Genomic DNA, 19,916 nt, shown 5'->3' with positions numbered 1-19,916 from the left:
TCGTCATCCGCTGGCAGACGCGGACACATCACGCCTCGCTGACGTCCCGTTTCCGCATCCACACAGCCGCATCGCCTGCTGACCTGCACTCGTGTCTTTGCCATCCGTCACACCTCCCCAAGGTGCGGGACGACAGACCTGCCGGCTACCGCTCGCATCCGATCAGGGTTTCCATGCGAGGCAGCGGCCGCGAAGCTCATGATGGCACGACCGAACTCACCGCTCCGTGATCGAGTTCATTCACGGCATCCGGATACTGGTTCGCCTTGATTCCGGCCTCGGAGAGAGTCTTGTCCATGAGCAGAGGGAACTTCCCATTCCGATCTCGGAGCAGAAGGCGCCTCCATCGAACCCAGGGCACACCAAAGTCTCCACCGAACCCGGGGCGATTCAGTTTCCGGCACTCACAGGGGCACGGCCTTGGGCCTAGTTTTGAAACACTTCAGGAACCGGGGATGCGTCGGTGCTGAGGTCAGAACAGGTACAGGCTGTGGGTGCGGTCCAGCCACCGCGCGTCGATCTCCCGCCCGGTGAGGCGACCTGCCAGCCGGAGGGCCGATGTCACGCTTACCTCGACCGTGGTGGGACCTTCGTTGAAGATGTCCGCTGGTTCGTCCAGTTGGAAGTGCAGGTCTCGCATGAGCTGGTCGAGCGCGGTGGGGTCGGCCCCGAACCGCTCACTCGGCCAGACGAGGTTGAGCCCGACCACCGTGACGCCGTCGACGGCCCAGTCCAGACGATGACCGCTGGCGCATTGAATGTTCAGCAGGCGTGTTCCTCGTGACGCCTCCTGGATCCAGGAGAAATCATTCGGAAACCAGTCGAACATGAAGGCCTGCACCCATCCGTCGGCAGCGCCGGCCCACATGTCGGCACGCCCGCCGCCGAGGCCCGCCATATCGTCCAGGCCGCACCGGTACGCACTGGCCGAATCGGCGCCGAGCCGCCGGGCCAGTTCGTTGCCACCCATCCCTTCGGCCCACACGATGTGGAAACCCGGATATTCGGCTGCACCGTCGAGCCCTCGGGTGGCCAACAGGTCGTAGAGGTCGGTGGGTTTTGGCATGTGATATCTCCGCGATCAGGGGGAGCAGGAAGTTGAAGCGGCCGCCTGCTCCCCGCAATTCATCCGGTGTACATCGGGCACGTATCCGTGCCACCAGGGGCGTTTACCTGGGCGGCTGGTCCTTGACGCTGACCCAGAACTTACTCGTCCGGTGCACGCGGTAACGCGCATAGAAGAGCCACAGATCTCTGCCCGCCGTTGAATTGTGTGACGTTGTCATCGGACGCACCGAGGCATTGAAAGCGTCTGCGGCCACGTCATCGTCGGTGATTCTGGTGAGCGGTCGGGAAGCGGGGTTCGGCCTGCCGTCGGCAAGTCGCAAAGGAGCGTCGTAATTACCGGGGACTTCCTTCTTGACCTGTACGCCGAAGTCGTCGTACTTCGAGATACAGGCGCCGTGGTAGACGACCGGGTTCGTTTCTTTGTAGGGCCCCATGGGCCGGCTGTCGCAGCGGACTGTCGGCACGAGGAGGTCCCTGCCCGTGGGCACTCGCTCGATCTCTGCCTTGGCCCACAACGGAAATTTTGGGTTGTCCGAGTTCCACCAGGCGGGGTGGTACAGGAAGATGGTCGGCTTGATGGTGCAGTTCACGAAGTCGCCACCGCTTGACTTGAAGATGAACTCGTCGGAGCCATCCGCTCGCCATTTACTCAGTCTGTCCAGACGGCGTTCGCCGACGATCCTCGCTTGGTGTGACTTCCACACCGTCTCGCATCTGCCGGATATCCCTGGGTCTGAGCGCTTGACCATCGACGTTTCCTATACCGATGACGTCATTTCCGTCCGCGTTCCCCAGGTAGGTGTTCATGACGACTACCGTCTCCATCATGACGCCGTTTTTTATGGGTTCCTTCGGCAGGTTGGTGAGGAGGTCCGTCTTGTAGGTCGCCCAACCTTTCCACCTGCTGTAGCAGGCGGTGTAGGGCTTGACCGCAGCCCACCCGAACGCGTGGTAGGACCGGCCACTCTGAAGTCGTGCCTGTCTGCACGCCGAGATCGTCATCCGCTCGTAGTTGAACGGCCGGTCTGTTGGCAGCGGATCCTGAGCCTGAGCATTGGTACGCGCCACAGCGGGGCTGGGGACCGTGACGGTCAGCATGTGCCAGGCGGTCCAGGCGGTCCAGGCGGTCCAGGCGCCGTTCACGCCATCGGCTGTCGCGGGTGCACCTCGGTGTCGATCGTCAGGGCGACCATCCGGTTCTCGCTCAAGGACCGAAGCTTCGGAGCGTTCTTCGACGTGCACATGACGATCTCCGAGCCGTTCCGGGTGAAGCCGATCGGGATATTGCGAGGTGTGCCGTCCTCGGCGACACAGGCCAGGCAGGTCGCGAGCCGGCAGTTCCTGGCTGGTCGGCCGGTTCAGCACCTCGATGATCTCGTTCGGATGCACGGCTGCTCCTCCGTCGCCGGTCAGCGGATCGTTGTGACGAACCCAGGACGGAGCCGCCGTCGCGTTCTCGACACCCGCGCGGCGGTCCGGCTTCCCGGCGAACGGGCAGCTTAGGCTACGTACTGCCGCCGGACATCACAGACAGGCCATGACCGAAATGTCCAGCACAGCCATCCCATCGCCGGAGCCGGAGCCGGAGCCGACCCGGCGTGCCGTCATCAAAGCCGGCGCGGCCATCGCCGCCCTCCCCGCGGCCCCGTCGCGCACCCGCTCGGATCAGGCCGGGAAGCCGGTCAAGGGACCTGGCCGGGTCCCGCTCACGGTCAACGGCGTGACCTATGAACGGCTCCTCGAACCACGGGTGAGCCTGCTGGACGCGTTGCGCGAGAGCATCGGGCTCACCGGCACCAAGAAGGGCTGCGACCGCGGCGAGTGCGGGGCCTGCACAGTGCTGGTGGACGGGCGGCGGATCAAGTCCTGCCTGACACTGGCCATCATGCAGCAGGACCGGGACATCACCACGGTGGAGGGCCTGGCACGCGGTGAGGAGCTGCATCCGGTCCAGCGGGCCTTCATCGACCAGGACGGCCTGCAGTGCGGCTTCTGCACCCCCGGCCAGATCATGTCGGCCGTCGCCTGCATCGCCGAGGGGCATGCCGGCGACGATGCCGAGGTCCGGGAGTGGATGAGCGGCAACCTGTGCCGTTGCAGCTGTTACCCGAACATCGTGGCCGCGGTCCGGCAGGCCGCCGGAGAGCTGTCCTGATGGACGACTTCGCCTACAGCCGCCCCGGCCGCGCCGAGACCGCGCTGCGCCTGGCCGCGCGGCCGGGGACGCGGTTCATCGCCGGCGGCACCGACGTGCTCAACCTGATGCGGGACGGTGTCGAGCGTGCCGACCACTTGGTCGACATCAACGCGCTGCCCTTGGACGGCGTGCGGGAGACCCCGGCGGGGATCGAGCTGGGCGCGCTGAGCCGGATGAGCGACGTGGCCGCGCACCCGGCCGTCCGCCGACGGCTGCCGGTGCTGGCCCAGGCGCTGCTCGGCGGGGCCTCGCCGCAGGTGCGCAACATGGCCTCGCTCGGCGGGAACCTGCTGCAACGTACCCGGTGCTGGTACTTCCGCGACGCGTCCATGCCGTGCAACAAGCGATCCCCAGGCAGCGGCTGCCCGGCGATCGAGGGCCGCAACCGGTGGCACGCCATCCTCGGCGGCAGCGAACACTGCATCGCGGTGCACCCGTCGGATCTGGCCGTGGCGCTGACCGCGCTGGAGGCCACGGTGCACACGCTGCACGCCGAAGGCCCGCGCCGGGTCCCGATGGCGGGGTTCTACCTGCCGCCGGGCGACACCCCGGACCGGGAGACCGTCCTGCGTCCCGGCGAGCTGATCACCCGGATCGATGTGCCCGGCACGCCGCCGGCCGCCGGCTCGCGGTATCTGAAGGTACGGGACCGGGCCGCTTTCGGGTTCGCCGTCGTCTCGGTCGCGGCCCTGGTCCGGCTGGCCGCCGACGGCGAGGTGGCGCAGGCGAGCCTGGCCTTCGGCGGCGTCGCGCCCCTGCCCTGGCGTTCGCCCGCCGCCGAACAGGCGCTGATCGGGCGCCCGCTGGGTCCGGCCTCGATCCGCGCCGCCGGGCTGGCCCTGGTGCGCGAGGCGAGGCCGCGCGCGGACAACGCGTTCAAGGTCGAGCTGGTCCAGCGGGCCCTGGCGGAGGTGCTGGAGCAGTTCGCGCGGGGAGCGGGATGAACGCCGTCGGGCGCCCGGTCGCGCGGGGGGCGGGATGAACGCCGTCGGCCGGCCGGTCGCGAGAGTGGACGGTGTCGCCAAGGTCACCGGCGCGGCCCGGTACGCCGCAGACGTCCAGGTTCCCGGCGTGACGCACGCCGTCCTGGTCGGCTCGACGATCGCCCGCGGCCGCGTCACCGCGATCGAGGTCTCCGAGGCGGCCGCCGCCACCGGGGTGCTCGGCGTCTTCACCCACGAGAACCTGGGCCGGCTGCCCCGGCCTCGCCCGCAGGATTTCCTGCCGTTGCAGGACGACCTGATCCGGTACGCCGGCCAGCCCGTCGCGGCCGTGGTGGCGCGGACCCTGGAGCAGGCCCGGCACGCGGCCAGGCTGGTGGCGGTGAGCTACCGGGCCGACACCCCGCGGACGGTGCTCGCCGACGGTCTCGACGCCGCGTACCTGCCGCCCCAGGGACCTGACGGGGGCGACAACGTGTACGTGCGCGGGGACGTCGAGGCCGCGCTCACGTCCGCGCCCGTCACGGTCGAGGCGACGTACACCACCCCGATGCAGCACCACAACCCGATGGAGCCGCCGGCGACCGTCGCCGCCTGGGACGGCGACCGGCTCACCGTTCACGAGTCCACCCAGAACATCGCCGGCACCCAGGAAGGGCTGATGACGGTGTTCCGGCTGCCCCGCGAGAAGGTACGCGTCATCTCCCCGTACGTGGGCGGCGGGTTCGGCGCCAAGGGCACGTCCGCGGTGCCGCGCATCGCCCTGGCCGCGGCGCTCGCCCGGCACGTCGGACACCCGGTCAGGCTGGTGCTGACCAGGGCCGAGTCCTACACCGGCAACGGCCACCGCGCCGCGTCCCACCAGGTGGTGCGCGTCGGCGCCACCCGCGACGGGCGGCTGACCGCGATCGACCACACCCTCACCCAGCAGGTGGCCGGCATCGAGGGCCGGTTCGTCACCAGCGCCCGGATCACCCGGATCCTGTACGCCTGCCCGAACGTGCGCACCACCCAGCGGGCCGTCGCCCTGGACCTGGCCAACGCCGCCTACATCCGGGCGCCGGACACCGTCACCAGCCACGCCCTGGAGTCGGCCCTGGACGAGCTGAGCTACGCGCTCGGCCTGGACCCGGTCACGCTCAGGATCCGCAACTGGTCGGCGACCAACCAGCAGAGCGGCGTCCGGCACGGCAGCAACCACCTGCGCACCTGCTACGAGCGGGGCGCCGAGCGCTTCGGCTGGTGGCGCCGCGCCCCGCGTCCCGGCTCCATGCGTGACGGCGACTGGCTGCTCGGCTGGGGCATGGCCACCGCGGCCCACACCGCGGGCGGCCGGGAGATGGCGGGAGCCGAAGTGATCATCGGCGTGGACGGCGCGGCACGGATCCGCTCCGGCACCCACGACATCGGCACCGGCACCTCCACGGTGATGCGGCAGCTCGGCGCCGACGTGCTGGGCCTGCCGATGGCCGAGGTCCGCTTCGACCTCGGCGACTCCGCCTACCCCCAGGCGCCGGCCTCGTCGGCGTCGGCGACCGTGCCCTGTACCGGCGCGGGCGTCGTCCGCGCCGCGACCGCCGCCCGCGACCAGGTGATCGCCCTGGCCGTGGCGGACGAGAGCAGCCCGCTGCACGGCCTGCCGCCCGCCCGCGTCCGCGCCGCCGACGGACATCTGTTCGACCTCGACCGCCCCGCGCGCCGCACCAGCTTCCGGGACGTGCTGCGCCGCCACGGCCGGCCTCTCCGCGTGACCAGCCCGGCGGGCGAGCAGATGGTCCAGGCGGTCTCGACCGGCGCGGTGTTCACCGAGGTCGCCGTCCACCGGCTGCTGGGCCAGGTCCGGGTGCGCCGCGTCGTCGGCGTCTACGACCCCGGCCGGGTACTCAACGAGCGCACCGCGCGCAGCCAGGCCGTCGGCGGCGTGATCTGGGGCATCGGCGTCGCCCTGTCCGAGCACACCCTGACCGACCCCCACCTGGGCCGCATCCTCACCCCGAACCTGTCCGGCTACCTGGTGCCCGTGGCCGCCGACGTGCCCGACCTGGACCTCACGTTCATCGACCGGCCCGACCCGGCCAGCCCGGCGCTCGGCGCCCGCGGCTTCGGCGAGGCTCCCACGACCGGCCTGAGCGCCGCGATCGGCAACGCCGTCCACCACGCCATCGGCCACCGCGTCCGCGACCTGCCGATCACCCAGGACAAGGTTCTCGCCGCCCTTGCCTGACTCCTCGGCGCGGGGTGCGTCACCAGGCCGAATGCCGCAGACCGGGCACGAACGGCCATGCCCGACTCCACCGGCCGCCCTTTGGCCAAAGTCAGCCCCACCCGCCGCGCTTGAGGAATAGCCTGGCGCCGGGATCCGCCGGTCGGGCCGTAGGGGGCGATCGCGCAGGCGCGTGATCCATGCGTGGTCCGGCCAGGTGTTCTCCCGACAGGGCGGCTGCCTGCCGCGGCACGGCAGCCCCGGCCCGGGTGATCGTGGCCGGCGAGCGTTGCAGGGGGCAACGATGGGGTTGTGGGGGAAGATCGCGAAGACGGGCCGGGTGGCCGAGCCCGCGCCCGCCCGCGAGGAGGGGGACCCGCCCGCGAAGGCGGCGGAACTCGCCGGATCGGTGCAGATCAGGCATGTGGACGCGGGGTCGTGCAACGGCTGCGAGGTGGAGATCGCCTCGGCGTTCGGCCCGGTGTACGACGCCGAACGGTACGGCGCGCGGCTGGTGGCCTCGCCGCGGCACGCCGATGCGCTGCTGGTGACCGGGCCGGTGACCCGCAACATGGAGGTGGCGCTGCGCCGCACCCATGACGCGGTCCCCGAGCCCCGCCTGGTGATCGCGCTGGGCGACTGCGCGCGCGACTGCGGGGTGTTCGCCGGAGCCTACGGGGTGGCCGGGGCGGTGGCCGACGTGCTGCCGGTGGACGTGGAGGTGCCGGGGTGCCCGCCGGAGCCCGCGGCGATCGTGGCGGCGTTGCGCGGGCTGACGGGCCGATGAACCCGGTCGGCACACTGTACGTGGCGGCGCTCTCCGGCTGCGCGCTGGCCGCGGTGACCGCCCTGCTGGCACCGCCCCGGGCGCGGCGGCACCTGGCGGGCTGGTGCACGGCGGCCGCGGGCGCCGCCGCCGCGGCGGCGGGCACGACGGCGATCACAACCGCGATCACAACCCCGACCACAGAGGCAGGCACGACGGCGGTGGGCGGGGCCGGTCGGAGCTGGTCGGCCTGGCTGCCGGACCTGCTGCCGCTGGCCGGGGTACGGCTGGCGGTCGATCCCCTGAGCGGGGTGTTCATCGCGGTCACCGGGTTCGTGGCGGTGTGCGCGGCGATCTACGGGATCGCCTACTGCGCCCACGGCCTGGACGGACGCGTGTTCCAGTTGGTGCTGCCGCTGTTCGTGGCGGCCATGCTGCTGGTGCCCGCCGCGGCAAGTGTGAGCACGTTCCTGCTGGCCTGGGAGCTGATGGCGGTGTCGTCGCTGCCGCTGGTGCTGGCCGAGCACCGGCGGCGGGCGGCCGTGGGCCGGGCCGGGCTCTGGTACGTGGTCATGACCCACCTCGGCCTGGTGACGATCCTCGTCGGCCTGGTCGCGTTCGCCGCCGGGGCCGGCGGGGAGAGCTTCGAGCAGTTGCGCGAGGCCACGCTGTCGCCGGCCGCCAGGACGGTCGTGTTCCTGGCGACGCTGGCCGGGTTCGCCTCCAAGGCGGGCATCGTGCCGCTGCACGTGTGGCTGCCGCGGGCGCACCCGGAGGCGCCGAGTCACGTCTCGGCCCTGATGAGCGCGGCCATGGTGAACATGGGCGCGTACGGCGTCGTCCGGGTCGGGCTGGATCTGCTGCACGGCGGCCCCGCCTGGTGGTGGCTGCTGGTGCTGGGAGCGGGCGCGGCGTCGGCGCTGTTCGGGATCCTTCAGGCGGCGGTCGCCTCCGACCTGAAGCGGCTGCTGGGCTACTCCACGACGGAGAACCTGGGCCTGGTGCTGGTCGGGGTGGGCGCGGCGGGCTTCTTCGCGGCCTGCGACGCTCCCGTGCCGGCGGCGCTGGCGCTGGCCGCGGCCCTGCTCCACGTGGTCAACCACGCCGCGTTCAAGACGGTGCTGTTCCTGTCGGCGGGCTCGGTGCTGCACGCGACCGGCACCCGCGATCTGGACGCGCTCGGCGGGCTGCGCGCGCGGCTGCCGTACACCACCGTCGTGTTCGCGCTCGGCGCGTTGTGCGCTTCGGCGCTGCCGCCCGGCAACGCCTTCGTCAGCGAGTGGCTGCTGCTGCAGAGCCTCATCCACGCGCAGCCCGCCGCCGGGGTGGCGGGCGCGGTGACGATGCCGCTGGCCGTGGGGGCGATCGCGCTGTCGGCGGGTCTCGCCATCGCCACCTTCGTCAAGGCGTTCGGCGTGGGCTTCCTGGGCCGGCCGCGCAGCGCGGAGGCCGAACGTGCCGGAGAGAGCCCGCCGGCCATGCTGGCCGCGACGACGCTCGCGGCGGCGTGCTGCGTGGCCCTGGCGCTGGCTCCCACGCTGGTCCTGCCCGCGCTCGTCCGGGCGGTCGGAGTGGCGTTCCCCGGACGGGACGTGGCCGGCGGGCAGGTGACGCTGCGGCTGACCGGGGTCGCGGGGATGATCTCGCCGCTGCTGATCGCCGTCGCCCTGGTGGCCGCCGTCGTGGCCGTCCTCTGCCTGGTACGGGTGGGCGCGACGCGGCGGCCACGGCGCGCCGCCCGGCTCTGGGACTGCGGCGCCGGGCCCATGTCGGCGCGGATGGAGTACACCGCCACGTCGTTCGCCGAGCCGCTGCAGCGGGTCTTCGGCGACGTCCTGGAGCCGGAGAGCGACGTGGACGTCACCCCGATGAAGGAGTCGGCCTACCTGGTGGAACGCGTGAGCTTCCACGCGCGGATCCCCGACCGGATCGAACACCGGCTGTACGAGCCGTTGATCTCCGCCGTGACGGCCGCCGGGCGTGGCGCCCGTGGCCTGGCCACCGGCAGCGTCCACCGCTATCTCGGCTACGGGTTCTGGGCGCTGACCGCGGCGCTGATCGTTCTGGTGGTGCTGCGATGACGGGCGTGATCGGAGCGGCGCTCCAGGTGATCCTGGTCGCGGTCGGCTCGCCGCTGCTGGTGGGGGTGATGCGGCAGGTCCACGCCCGGCTGGAGGGACGCGCCGGCGCCGGGATCGCCCAGCCGTGGCGGGACCTGCGCAAGCTGATGCGCAAGGAGCCCATCGCGCCACGCGGCACCGGCTGGGTGTTCCGCGCGGCGCCGCCGCTGCTGGCCGGCACGGCGCTGGTCGTGGCCGCGGTGGTGCCGCTGGTGACCACGGACTCGCCGCTGGACGGCGTCGCGGACCTGTTCGCGGTGCCCGCGCTGCTGGCGCTGGGGTCGGTGGCGCTGGCCCTGGGCGCCCTGGACACCGGGACGGCGTTCGGCGGGATGGGCGCCAGCCGGGAGATGACCGTGCTGGCGCTGGTGGAGCCGACGATCCTGGTCTCGACCTTCGCCCTGTCGATCGGCGTCCGCTCCACGAGCCTGGGGGCGATCGTGACGGCGGCGGCCGGGCATCCGCTGTCGGTGCTCTCCCCGGTGAGCGTGCTCGCCTCGGTCGCGCTGGCGATCGTCACGCTCGCCGAGACCGGCCGGATCCCCGTGGACAATCCCTCCACGCACCTGGAGCTGACGATGATCCACGAGGCGACGGTGCTGGAGTACGCCGGGCCCGACCTGGCGCTGATCGAGTGGGCGTCGGCGATGCGGCTGTCGGTGCTGCTGGGACTGCTGGCCGGCCTGTTCGTCCCTCTGGGGATCGCGGGCGCGGGGGCCGGGGTGCTCGCGCTGCCGCTGGCGATGGTCGCGCTCGTCGTCAAGGTGGGGCTGCTGGGGGCGCTGCTCGCCGCCGGCGAGGTGTTCATGGCCAAGCTCCGGCTGTTCCGCGTTCCGGAACTACTGGCCGGTTCGTTCCTGCTGGCGCTGCTGGCCGTCACCGCTTCCTTCTTCCTGACCTGAGACATGGACGTGAACATGACCGATGCGACGTACGTCCAGCTCCTGGACCTGGCCTGCGGGGCGTTCCTGCTCACGGGCGTGCTGGTGCTGTGGCGGCACGAGCTGTCGCCGATCGTGCGGCTGTTCGCCCTGCAAGGCGTGGCGCTGACCGTGCTGATCGTCGTCCTCGGCGTCCGGCAGGGGAGCCTCGAACTGGTCCTGATCGGTCTCGGGGTGGGTGCGTTGCGCGCCGCGCTGCTGCCGTACCTGATGCGCCGCGCACTGGTGGCGAGCGGCGCGGGCCGCGAGACACAGCCGCTGGTCAACGTGGCGACCTCACTGCTGGTGGCGGCGATGCTGGCGATGCTGGCCTACGCGGTCTCCCAGCCGCTGGTACGGCTGTCGCCCACCCCCGCCGCGCACGCGGTGCCCATCGCGCTGACCGTGCTGCTGATCGGGTTCTTCGTGCTGGTGACCCGGCGGCGGGCGCTGTCACAGCTGGTGGGCTTCCTGCTGATGGACAACGCCATCACCGCCGCCGCCTTCCTGACCACCAGCGGCGTCCCGCTCGTCGTCGAGTTCGGGATCTCGCTGGACGTCCTGCTGGCCGTGCTGGTGCTGCAGGTGCTGACCACCCGGATGCGGGCCGCCTTCGGCGGCACCGACCTGGACGAGCTACGGGAGTTGCACGACTGATGGACAGCCTGCTGGTGATCGCCCCGGTCGCGGTGCCCGCGGCCGCCGCGCTCGCGTACGCCCTGATCGGCTGGAACCGGGTCACCGCCTGGCTGGGCGCGTCGGCCGCGGCCGGGCTGCTGGCCTGCGCCGTCGCGCTGGCCGCGGCGGGGAGGCGGGAGGCGCTGGCGGGGCTGCTGCACAGCGACGCGCTGAGCGCCTTCATGCTGATCGTCATCGGCACGGTCGCGCTGCTGGCCATGCTGGCCGGCCCCGCCTACCTGGCGGCCGAGCTCGCCTCCGGGCAGACCGGCCCGCGCGAGATGCGCCGCTACGGCGTGCTGACCCAGTCGTTCGTCGCCGCGATGGCGCTGGCCGTCCTGGCCTCCAGCCTGGGCCTGCTCTGGGTGGCCATCGAGGCGACCACCATCCTGACCGCCTTCCTGGTCGGGCACCGGCGCACCCGTCAGGCCACCGAGGCCGCGTGGAAGTACATGGTCATCTGCTCGGTCGGCATCGCGCTGGCGCTGCTGGGCCTGGTCCTGACCCACGACGCCGGCGACCACGCCGGAGTGTCCTCCCTGGACTGGACGGCGCTGTCCGAACACGCGGGCCGGCTCGACCCCGGCGTGATGCGCATCGCGGTCATGCTGCTCGTGCTCGGCTTCGGCACCAAGGCCGGGCTGGCGCCCATGAACGCCTGGCTGCCCGACGCCTACAGCCAGGCCCCGGCCCCGGTGTGCGCGCTGATGTCCGGGGGGCTGCTGTCGGTGGCCTTCTACGCCGTCCTGCGCGTCAAGGTCATCGCCGACGCGGCGCTCGGCACCGGCTTCACCCGTACGCTGCTGGTCATCGTGGCGCTGGCCTCCCTGGCCGGGGCCGCGCTGCTGCTCATCGGCCAGCGCGACTACAAGCGGCTGCTGGCCTACTCCAGCATCGAGCACATGGGGCTGATCGCCCTCGGCGCCGCGATCGGCAACACCCTCGCCCTGGTCGCCGTCCTGCTGCACATCCTCGGGCACGGGCTGGGCAAGTCGGTGGTGTTCCTGTCCGCGGGACAGCTCCACCAGGCGCTCGGCAGCACCCGGATCCGTGCCGTACGCGGCCTCATCTCCAGGGCGCCGATGCCGGCCGGGGCGTTCTCCCTGGGGCTGCTGGCCCTGCTCGGCCTCCCGCCGTTCAGCCTGTTCGCCAGCGAGCTGGGCATTGCGCGGGCGGGCTTCGCCGCCGGCCTGGGCTGGCCCGTCGCGGCGGCCCTGGCGCTGATGCTCGTCATCGTCGCCGCCGTCGGACGCCAGGTCCGGCCGATGCTCGTGGGCGGCGGACCCGGCGAGGCCGTCGCGCTGCCGCCCACCCTGGCCGTCCCGCTGGTGGCGGGCCTGGCCGCCTGCGCCGTCCTGGGCATCACGCTCGGGCCGCTGCGCCCCCTGCTGCAAGCCGCCGCCACGATCGCCGGAGCAACACCATGAGCACCCGAACCATCGCCGACGTCGGCACCGCCGAACTGCCCGGCCACGCCGCCCGCCTGCTGGCCGGCGGCCACCGGCTGGCGCTGGTCTCCGCGCGCCAGGAGGCGGACGGGTTCGGGGTGGCGTACCTGTTCGTCGCCGGCGACCCCGATCGCCGTACCGAGCTGCGGCTGCGGCTCCCCTCCGAGCAGCCGGCCGTGCCGAGCCTGGCCCACCTGTCCTTCCCCGCGGGCCGGTTCGAACGCGAGATCCGCGACCTGTACGGCATCACCCCGCTCGACCACCCGCTCCCTCGCCGCCTGGTGCGCCACCACCACTGGCCGCGCGGCTGGTACCCGATGCGCGACGACGCCGGGCCGCCGCCCGCCTTCGGCGACTCCGAGGGGCCGTACCCGTTCGTCACCGTCGAGGGCCAGGGCGTGTACGAGATCCCCGTCGGCCCCGTCCACGCCGGTCTCATCGAACCGGGGCACTTCCGCTTCTCCGTGGTCGGCGAGACGATCATCAGGCTCAAGGCCAGACTCTGGTTCGTCCACAAGGGCATCGAAAAGCTCTTCGAGGGCCGCCACCTCGCCGACGGGCTGCAACTGGCCGAACGCGTCAGCGGCGACACCTCCGTCGGCCACGCGCTCGCCTACTGCCTGGCCGTGGAAGAGGCCACCGGAGCTCCGGCCGACGCGCGGGCGCAGCAGGCCCGAGCCGTGCTGCTGGAGCTGGAACGCCTCTACAACCACGTCACCGACCTGGGCGCGCTCTGCAACGACGTCGCCTTCCCCATCCTGCACGCCCACGCCGGTCGCATCCGCGAACAACTCCTGCGCCTCAACGCCGAGGTCACCGGGCACCGGCTGCTGCGCGGCGCCGTCCGCCTCGGCGGCGCCCGCCTGCGGGGCTTCCCCGACCCCGACATGCTGCACGCCATCGGCGCCGACGTGGCCGAACTCAGCGAGCTCGCCCTCGGCCACAGCGTCGTCGCCGACCGCTTCACCGGCACCGCCATCCTGTCGGCCGAGGCCGCCCGCGACCTCGGCACGCTGGGCTACGTAGCCCGCGCCAGCGGCCTGGACCTCGACGCCCGCCGCCGGCACCCCTTCACCGACCTCGGCGACTTCACCCCCGCCCACCGGACCGGCGGGGACGTGATGGCCCGCTTCCAGATCCGGGCCGAGGAGATCGCCACGTCCATCGCCCTGATCACGCATCTGGTCGAGACGCCCGCGGCCCCGGATGCGTCACCGTCCCTCGAAGGGTGCTCCTCGGGCGTGGGGCTCGTCGAAGGCTGGCGTGGCACGATCGCCCACCGCGTCGAGCTCGCGCCCGATCAGACGATCAGCCGCCTGAAGATCGTGGACCCGTCCTTCTTCAACTGGCCCGCGCTCCCGGTGGCGCTCGACAGCGCGATCGTCCCCGACTTCCCTCTGGTCAACAAGAGCTTCAACCTGTCGTACGCCGGCAACGACCTCTGACGTCAGTCGGCGCCCGCCGCGAACCCGGTGACCAGCTCCGGCCGCAGCCGTGCCACCACGTCGATCCGCTCGCCGGGCCACGCCTGGAGCCTGGCCAGGGCCTGCTCCAGCTCCTGCGGGTCCGCCACCAGCCCGGCCCGCCCGGTCAGCACGACGCTCCACCCCGTCCGGGCGGCGGCGTCCAGCTCGTCGGCCTCGTACACGACGCCGGAGACCCGCTGCAGCAGCGCGGCGATCTCCGCCTCGTACGGCAGCCCGATCAGCAGGCCGTCACCGTGTGCGGTGCCGAAACGCGAATACTGTTGCTGAGCTGGGCGTTCGTAGAGCGGTCAGGACCTTGCGCAGGTGCCGCTCGCCATGGATGAGCAGGTAGTCGAGGCACTCTCGGCGTAGTGTTCCCACGAACCGTTCGGCGAACGGACGGGCGTCTTGATGACCCGCACGCCGGCGGCGGTGAACACCTCATCGAACGAGCGGGAGAACGGGCCGTCACGGTCCCGGATGAGAAATCTGAAGGGCCGGCGCGCTCACCCAGGTCCATCAGCAGGTCCCGGGCTTGCTGGGTGGTCCGAGCGCCGGTCGGGTTCGAGGTGGAGGCCCAGCAGGTGGACGCGGCGTGTCTCGATCTCCATGACGAAGAAGACGTACAGGCGTTTGAGGAACACGGTGTCGACGTGCAGGAGGTCGCAGGCCAAGATGCCGGAGGCCTGCGAAGTAAGGAACTGTCGCCAGGTCGGTGACGCCTGGCGTGGCGCTGGATCGAGGCCGGCCGCGGCGAGGATCCGGCGGATGGTGCCCTCCCCGATTCGATGGCCGAGGCCGAGCAGTTCGCCTTGGATCCGCCGGTGCCCCCATCGGGGTTTTTCTCCGGCCAGCCGTATCACCAGATCACGCAGCTCGTCCGGTATCGGTGGCCGTCTGGCTGTGTTTGGGTAGGTCCAGCGTTGGCCGACCAGGCGGCGGTGCCAGGCCGGCAAGGTGCCCGGCGTCACGATCCGATGGAGGCGAAGCCGTATGGGGAGCAGTCGCGCCAGTGCGGCCGGCAGCGCCCGGTCGGCCCAGTCCGGTTGCGGGCGGGAGACTTGACGACGCAGGACTGCGACCTCATGACGCAGCACCAAGATCTCTCCGTTCTTGAAGGTGTCGCCCCGCGCGAGAAGCGTCAACCAGTCGAACAACCGGACCATCAGCAGATCCAGCAGGCGTAGGAACACGAGTGCTGAGGATAGAAGGCCCGGTCAGACGCCATGGACGAGTTTTGGCACCGCACACGCCCTCCGCGCCGACCTGGAACGCTTCACCTTTGCCAGCGCTGACACCGGCCGCCGGCGCCACGTGTCCTGCGCCATTGAAGTTGGCCCAGTGTCATCGATTCCGGCCAAGTCGGGCTCAGGAGGAGTAGCTGATCTCGAAATCCCAGGTGGGCGCACCCGAACCAGCATCGTCACGAGGACCGTTCACCAGCACATCGACCTCGCCATGCGCGAACTTCTTGGTAGCGAACACCTGAATGTCGGACGGATCGATTTCCTCGAAGGGGCTGGTGAAATGCCAGTTCTCTCGGTGAAATGCAGCCAGCGCTTTTCGCATGTTATCGGCACCTGACACTGTCACGACCACCAGGCCGTCGCTGTCCGGGTCGGCTTTACAGTCATCTTCGAGGTCGATCGTCTTGACCGAGCCTGCGGGAAGCAGCCGGATCACTTCCCTTTCGAGTTGGGGCGCCTGCTGCGCCACCCGCTCCCTGCACTCCGCCACGTGGATGCCGCACGACGGGATGGGAGACAACAGCACGGTGACCGTTAAGGCCGAGACCAACACCTTGATCAGACTCATGATCTCAAGACTGACATGAAGGTGATGGCGAAGGCGTTCAGAGCGGCTTTCCAGCGGGTGATCCAGCGCTTGCGGCCCTTGCCGGTCGGGTCCAGGCTCATGATGGCCATGTAGACGCACTTGAGCGCGGCTTGCTCGTTGGGGAAGTGGCCGCGGAGCTCTGACCGCCCGCCGGATGCGGGCGTTGACCGACTCGATGGCGTTGGTCGAGCAGATCACCCGGCGGATCTCGGTGTCGAAGTTGAGGAAGGGGACGAACTCGGCCCACGCGTCCTCCCACAGCTTCACGATCGCCGGATACCTGCCGCCCCAGACCTCGGCGAACTCCAGGAAACGCTCCAGCGCGGCCGCTTCGGTCGGGGCGGTGTAGACGGGCTTGAGCGCCTTGGCGATGGCATCCCAGTGCCGGCGTGCGGCGTACCGGGACGAGGCGCGCAGCAAATGAACGACGCACGTCTGCACGATGGCCTGCGGCAGGCCCTTGAGGCCGTCGCAGACCACCATCAGCGCATCGCCGACGCCGCGGTTCTTGATTTCGGTCAGCACGTGCAGCCAGAACTTGGCCCCTTCACCGCCGTCGCCGGCCCACAATCCGAGGATGTCGCGCTCACCGTCCACGGTGACGGCCATGGCACGTGGACGGGCCGGTTGGCGACCCGGCCCTCGCGCAGCTTCACATGGACGGCGTCAATGAAGATCACCGGGTAGACGGGGTCGAGCGGCCGGTTCTGCCATTCGGCCATCCCGTCCGGCACCTTGTCGGTGATGGTGGAGATGGTCTAATTGGACACCTCAGCGCCGTAGACCTCGGCCAGGTGGGCGGGTGACACCGCCGGCGACTTTCCCGTTGAGGACCCAAGGTCAGTCAGGCGATGGGGTCAGACCCTGGCGGGAAGCGCTCATCTCCATCCTCACTGTCAGGCGGGGATGCAACCGGTTCCACGCCAGGGCGTTCGCGGCGCCGTAGCGGGTCATACCGTGCGCAGGAAGTCGTCCAGCACGTCGAGGCCGCTGTGCAGGGACGCGATCGGCACGCGTTCGTCGACGCCGTGCATGCCGGCTGGTGTGCGGCCGTCGGGGTCCTCGCCGAGCGGGGCGAAGCCGAAGCCCGCCAGCCCCAGCTCGGCGAACGGCTTGGCGTCGGTGCCACCGCCCATGCAGAACGGGACGATCACGCCGTCCGGGTCGTGGCGCAGGACCGACGCGGCCATCGCGTCGTACCAGGCGTTGTCCCAGCCGGCCCCGATCGCGGGGCGGTAGGACAGGAATGACCGGGTGACGGACGGTCCCAGCAACTCGTCGATGATGGCGAGCTGTTCGTCCTCGGTGCCGGGCAGCGAGCGTACGTCGATCTCGGCGTGCGCCTCGCCTGGTACCACGTTGAACTTGTAGCCCGCGTCGAGCACGGTGACGTTCGTCGAGCAGCGCAGCGACGGCTCGACGTACTCGCGCAGCGGCCCGATCCGGTCGAGGACGGCCTCGACGCCCTCGTCGGAGGAGAGGTCGGCGTCCAGGCCGAGGGTCCGCACGGCGGTGTCGAGCAGTTGGCGCACCGGTGGCGTCAGCGTCAGCGGCCACCGGTGCGCCGAGATCCGGGCCAGGCCGGTCACCAGGCGGGCGACGGGGTTGTCCGGGTTTGGACGTGACCCGTGGCCCTCCGTACCGGTCGCGCGGACGCGCATGTGGAGGGAGCCACGCTCGGCGACAGCGATCGGGTAGAACCGCCGTACCGTCCCGTCGGGCGCCCGTACCGGCACGGGCCGCCCGCCCGACTCGCCGACGGCGGTGGTGACCCCGGCGAAGAGCTCGGGCCGGTTGCGCACCAGCCACTCGGCGCCGAGGGCACCGTCCTCCTCCTCGTCCGCGACGAAGGCGAAGACCACGTCGCGTCGTGGTCCGGTCGCGTCGGCCGCCCACCGCAGCAGGGTGGCGAGCATCATCGCGACCGTATCCTTCATGTCGGTCGCGCCGCGGCCCCACACGTACCCGTCCGCCACCCGGCCCTCGAACGGCGCCACCGTCCACCGCTCCGGCTCGGCGGGGACGACGTCGAGATGCCCGTGGACGAGCAGGCCGGGCAGCAACCGGTCGGCGCCCGGGACCCGGAGAACGACGTTGGCCCGGGTCGGCGCGGACTCGATGATTTCGGGGTCGTACCCCGCCCCGCGCAGGAGACCGGCGACGTACTCGGCCGCGGCCAGCTCGCCCTTGCTGCCCGCCTTGCCGTAGTTGCTGGTGTCGATCGCGATGAGGTCGGAGCAGATCGTCACGACGTCCGGGTGGTCTTTCATCGTTCTCCTGTCTTGGCTGGGTTGGTGATCAGGTAGCCGTGCCGCCGGTCGAAGGCGGCGATCTCGGCGCCGCCGGCCAGGGCCCCGGCCAGCACGTCCCGTACGTGGGCACGCCAGGCCCGCGCGAGGAGGGGGTTCTCGACCCGGACCCGTTCGATGTCCTCGGGGACCGGCACGAAGGCGGGCCCGCCGGTCCACGGCACCACCTGGAGCGCGTCGTCGCGGACCGTGATCAGCGGCCGGTGGTCGCCCTCGGGGGAGAGCAGGTCCCACTCGACGAACAGCCGGTCGCTGGCCTCGCCGCGGTTGAGCCCGTCGTGCATCGGGCCGTAGCAGTCGGGCAGGTAGTCCGTCGCCCGGGCGCCGAGCTTGACCAGGTTGAAGTACGCGTTGCGACGGACCAGGGGGTCGAACGTCCAGGTGATCGAGCCGATGCCGCGGCCCAGCGCCCAGTCGCGCTGGTGGCACTTGAGCAGGTAGCCGATCTGCCGGGCGCGGTACTTCGCCTCGACCCCGGTGATGTGGCTGTGCAGGGATCCGTTGTGCGGTGCGAGGAACCCGACCGCGGCGCCGGCCAGATGCTCCCCGACGAACGCGACGGCGACGTAGTTGCCGGTCATGCTGAAGGCGCGCAGCAACGCGACGGTGATCTGGCTGGAGTCGGGCGCGCCGTCCCAGACCCGGTTGAACAGGGCGGCGATCGCCTCGAGGTCGGCGAGCCCGGCCGCCTCGCGGACTGACACTCCCTGCTCCGGCGTCATCGCCTGGCCTCGCCGAGCAGGTCGGCGAGCAGCCCGCTCAGCAGGGCGAGACGGTCGCCGAGCCGAGCCACGTCGACCCACTCGTGGCGGGCATGCGCCCCGCCGCCCACCGCGCCCAGGCCGTCCAGGGTCGGCACCCCGGCAGCGGCCGTGAGGTTGCCGTCCGATCCGCCGCCGACCGCGACGCCGGCGAGCGGGCCGATGCCCAGCCGATCCGCCACGGCGCGGGCCCGCTCGAACAGCCCGGCCGTCATCGTGGCATCGAGCGGTGGACGGTCGATGCCACCCCCCATCTCGACGGTGACGTCACCGTTCGCCGGCGCCAGGCCGCGGATCGCGGCGTCGACCCGCCGCAGCTCCTCGGCGGTCCGGGCGCGAACGTCGATCGTCAGCGTGGCCCGGTCCGGCACCGTGTTGACGGCCGTACCGGCGGAAGCCATCGTCGGCGTCACGCTGGTCCCCGCCGCCTCGTCGGCCAGCGCGGCGACGGCGCCGACGGCGGCGCCCAGTGTGATCAGCGCGTTCGCGCCCAGGTGCGGTTCCAGGCCGGCGTGGGCCGCGCGTCCGGCGAAGGTCAGCTCGTAGTGGGCACGGCCCTTGCGCTCGGTCTTCAGGGCGCCGGAGTCGTCGCCGGCCTCCAGTACCAGGGCCGCAGCGCAGCCCCTGGCCTCATCCTCGATCAGCTCGCGGGAGGTCGGAGAGCCGAGCTCCTCGTCGCCGGTGACCAGCAGGGTGACCCCGGATGGGTCGTCGAGCGCGGCGATGGCGTGGAAGGCGAGGGCGAGGCCCACCTTCATGTCCAGGCACCCGGGCCCGCGGATCCGGTCGCCGGCCGTGCAGGGGATCGTGTCGATCGTGCCCAGCGGCCAGACGGTGTCGTGGTGCCCCAGCACGAGCACGCGAGGTGGTTCCTTTCCCCACCGCCAGCGCAGGTGGGTGCGGCCGGCGGTGACGATCGGCTCGGCGGGGCGGCCCAGGATCTCTTCGCCGACCCGCGCGACGCAGTCGGCGCTGCGGGCGACCGCGGCGAGGTCGGTGGAGGGTGACTCGCAGCGGATCATCCGGACCGACGCCGCGACGACGCCGGCGACCCGGGAGCGGGAGCCGACGGACAGTGCGTTCATGGGTTTTCCTCCGGCGCTTTGGACGGCGCCGCCAACGTTTCATCGGGTGCGGTGGCGACTCTTGTGGCCCGACATGAAAGGCGGTCCCGAGGTTGGGTGTTCGACACCGACGGCAGCC

The 19,916-nt window shown here is 71.5% G+C and carries 18 protein-coding genes and 1 pseudogene; 9 read left to right on the top strand and 10 right to left on the bottom strand.

Features of this window, described 5'->3' with window-relative positions:
- Nucleotides 1-472 precede the first annotated feature (472 nt).
- The 3 genes from ABT158_RS07245 to ABT158_RS51280 form a co-directional block, all read right to left on the bottom strand.
- Nucleotides 473-1,066: a DUF6461 domain-containing protein gene (locus ABT158_RS07245; RefSeq protein ID WP_352351867.1), complete on the bottom strand. Its 594-nt coding sequence runs from the start codon at nt 1,064-1,066 to the stop codon at nt 473-475.
- Between the two features lie 103 nt (nt 1,067-1,169).
- A complete protein-coding gene (locus ABT158_RS07240) occupies nt 1,170-1,658 on the bottom strand; it encodes a hypothetical protein (RefSeq protein ID WP_352351865.1) in 489 nt (162 codons plus the stop codon).
- 55 nt (nt 1,659-1,713) lie between these two features.
- Nucleotides 1,714-2,457: a hypothetical protein gene (locus tag ABT158_RS51280; protein WP_502911490.1), complete on the bottom strand. Its 744-nt coding sequence runs from the start codon at nt 2,455-2,457 to the stop codon at nt 1,714-1,716.
- A gap of 157 nt (nt 2,458-2,614) precedes the next feature.
- On the opposite strand from ABT158_RS51280, the gene ABT158_RS07230 reads away from it, so the two are divergent.
- The 9 genes from ABT158_RS07230 (at nt 2,615) to ABT158_RS07190 (ending at nt 13,786) form a co-directional block, all read left to right on the top strand.
- Nucleotides 2,615-3,223, top strand: coding sequence for a (2Fe-2S)-binding protein (locus ABT158_RS07230; protein WP_352351863.1), 609 nt, complete (start codon nt 2,615-2,617; stop codon nt 3,221-3,223).
- A complete protein-coding gene (locus tag ABT158_RS07225) occupies nt 3,223-4,209 on the top strand; it encodes an FAD binding domain-containing protein (protein WP_352351861.1) in 987 nt (328 codons plus the stop codon). Before ABT158_RS07230 ends, ABT158_RS07225 begins: the two co-directional genes overlap by 1 nt.
- Nucleotides 4,210-4,243: 34 nt before the next feature.
- Nucleotides 4,244-6,430 carry a xanthine dehydrogenase family protein molybdopterin-binding subunit gene (locus tag ABT158_RS07220; RefSeq protein ID WP_352351859.1) on the top strand — a complete coding sequence of 729 codons (2,187 nt, stop codon included), beginning with the start codon at nt 4,244-4,246 and terminating at the stop codon, nt 6,428-6,430.
- A gap of 283 nt (nt 6,431-6,713) precedes the next feature.
- Nucleotides 6,714-7,196 carry an NADH-quinone oxidoreductase subunit B family protein gene (locus ABT158_RS07215; RefSeq protein ID WP_189646919.1) on the top strand — a complete coding sequence of 161 codons (483 nt, stop codon included), beginning with the start codon at nt 6,714-6,716 and terminating at the stop codon, nt 7,194-7,196.
- Nucleotides 7,193-9,256, top strand: coding sequence for a proton-conducting transporter transmembrane domain-containing protein (locus tag ABT158_RS07210; protein WP_352351857.1), 2,064 nt, complete (start codon nt 7,193-7,195; stop codon nt 9,254-9,256). Before ABT158_RS07215 ends, ABT158_RS07210 begins: the two co-directional genes overlap by 4 nt.
- Entirely contained in the window at nt 9,253-10,197 is a 945-nt protein-coding gene (locus ABT158_RS07205) for a respiratory chain complex I subunit 1 family protein (protein ID WP_352351855.1), read from the top strand. Before ABT158_RS07210 ends, ABT158_RS07205 begins: the two co-directional genes overlap by 4 nt.
- A gap of 15 nt (nt 10,198-10,212) precedes the next feature.
- A complete protein-coding gene (locus tag ABT158_RS07200; protein WP_352351853.1) occupies nt 10,213-10,872 on the top strand; it encodes a hypothetical protein in 660 nt (219 codons plus the stop codon).
- The gene (locus ABT158_RS07195; protein ID WP_352351851.1) at nt 10,872-12,320 is read left to right on the top strand and encodes a proton-conducting transporter transmembrane domain-containing protein; all 1,449 of its coding nucleotides are present in this window, start codon (nt 10,872-10,874) and stop codon (nt 12,318-12,320) included. The genes ABT158_RS07200 and ABT158_RS07195 overlap by 1 nt, the downstream gene beginning before the upstream one ends.
- The gene (locus tag ABT158_RS07190; RefSeq protein ID WP_352351849.1) at nt 12,317-13,786 is read left to right on the top strand and encodes a hydrogenase large subunit; all 1,470 of its coding nucleotides are present in this window, start codon (nt 12,317-12,319) and stop codon (nt 13,784-13,786) included. Before ABT158_RS07195 ends, ABT158_RS07190 begins: the two co-directional genes overlap by 4 nt.
- A gap of 2 nt (nt 13,787-13,788) precedes the next feature.
- On the opposite strand, the gene ABT158_RS07185 is transcribed toward ABT158_RS07190, so the two are convergent.
- The 7 genes and pseudogenes from ABT158_RS07185 to ABT158_RS07155 form a co-directional block, all read right to left on the bottom strand.
- Nucleotides 13,789-14,022, bottom strand: coding sequence for a pyridoxamine 5'-phosphate oxidase family protein (locus ABT158_RS07185; RefSeq protein ID WP_502911499.1), 234 nt, complete (start codon nt 14,020-14,022; stop codon nt 13,789-13,791).
- A gap of 291 nt (nt 14,023-14,313) precedes the next feature.
- Entirely contained in the window at nt 14,314-15,000 is a 687-nt protein-coding gene (locus ABT158_RS07180) for a hypothetical protein (RefSeq protein WP_352351847.1), read from the bottom strand.
- Nucleotides 15,001-15,175: 175 nt separating this feature from the next.
- Nucleotides 15,176-15,622, bottom strand: a complete 447-nt coding sequence (locus tag ABT158_RS07175) for a hypothetical protein (protein ID WP_352351845.1) — start codon at nt 15,620-15,622, stop codon at nt 15,176-15,178.
- Nucleotides 15,619-16,443, bottom strand: a pseudogene (locus tag ABT158_RS07170) (IS256 family transposase); the annotation flags it as partial. The pseudogene ABT158_RS07170 and the gene ABT158_RS07175, both read right to left, overlap by 4 nt.
- Nucleotides 16,444-16,593: 150 nt before the next feature.
- Nucleotides 16,594-17,913, bottom strand: coding sequence for a M20/M25/M40 family metallo-hydrolase (locus ABT158_RS07165; RefSeq protein WP_352351843.1), 1,320 nt, complete (start codon nt 17,911-17,913; stop codon nt 16,594-16,596).
- Nucleotides 17,910-18,656, bottom strand: coding sequence for a GNAT family N-acetyltransferase (locus ABT158_RS07160; RefSeq protein ID WP_352351841.1), 747 nt, complete (start codon nt 18,654-18,656; stop codon nt 17,910-17,912). Before ABT158_RS07160 ends, ABT158_RS07165 begins: the two co-directional genes overlap by 4 nt.
- 14 nt (nt 18,657-18,670) lie before the next feature.
- Nucleotides 18,671-19,798, bottom strand: coding sequence for a M20/M25/M40 family metallo-hydrolase (locus ABT158_RS07155; protein WP_352351839.1), 1,128 nt, complete (start codon nt 19,796-19,798; stop codon nt 18,671-18,673).
- Between the last annotated feature and the right edge of the window lie 118 nt (nt 19,799-19,916).

It is taken from the genome of Nonomuraea sp. NPDC001636 (assembly GCF_040298265.1).
GTDB lineage: Bacteria > Actinomycetota > Actinomycetes > Streptosporangiales > Streptosporangiaceae > Nonomuraea.
This window is presented reverse-complemented; position numbering and strand designations above follow the sequence as displayed.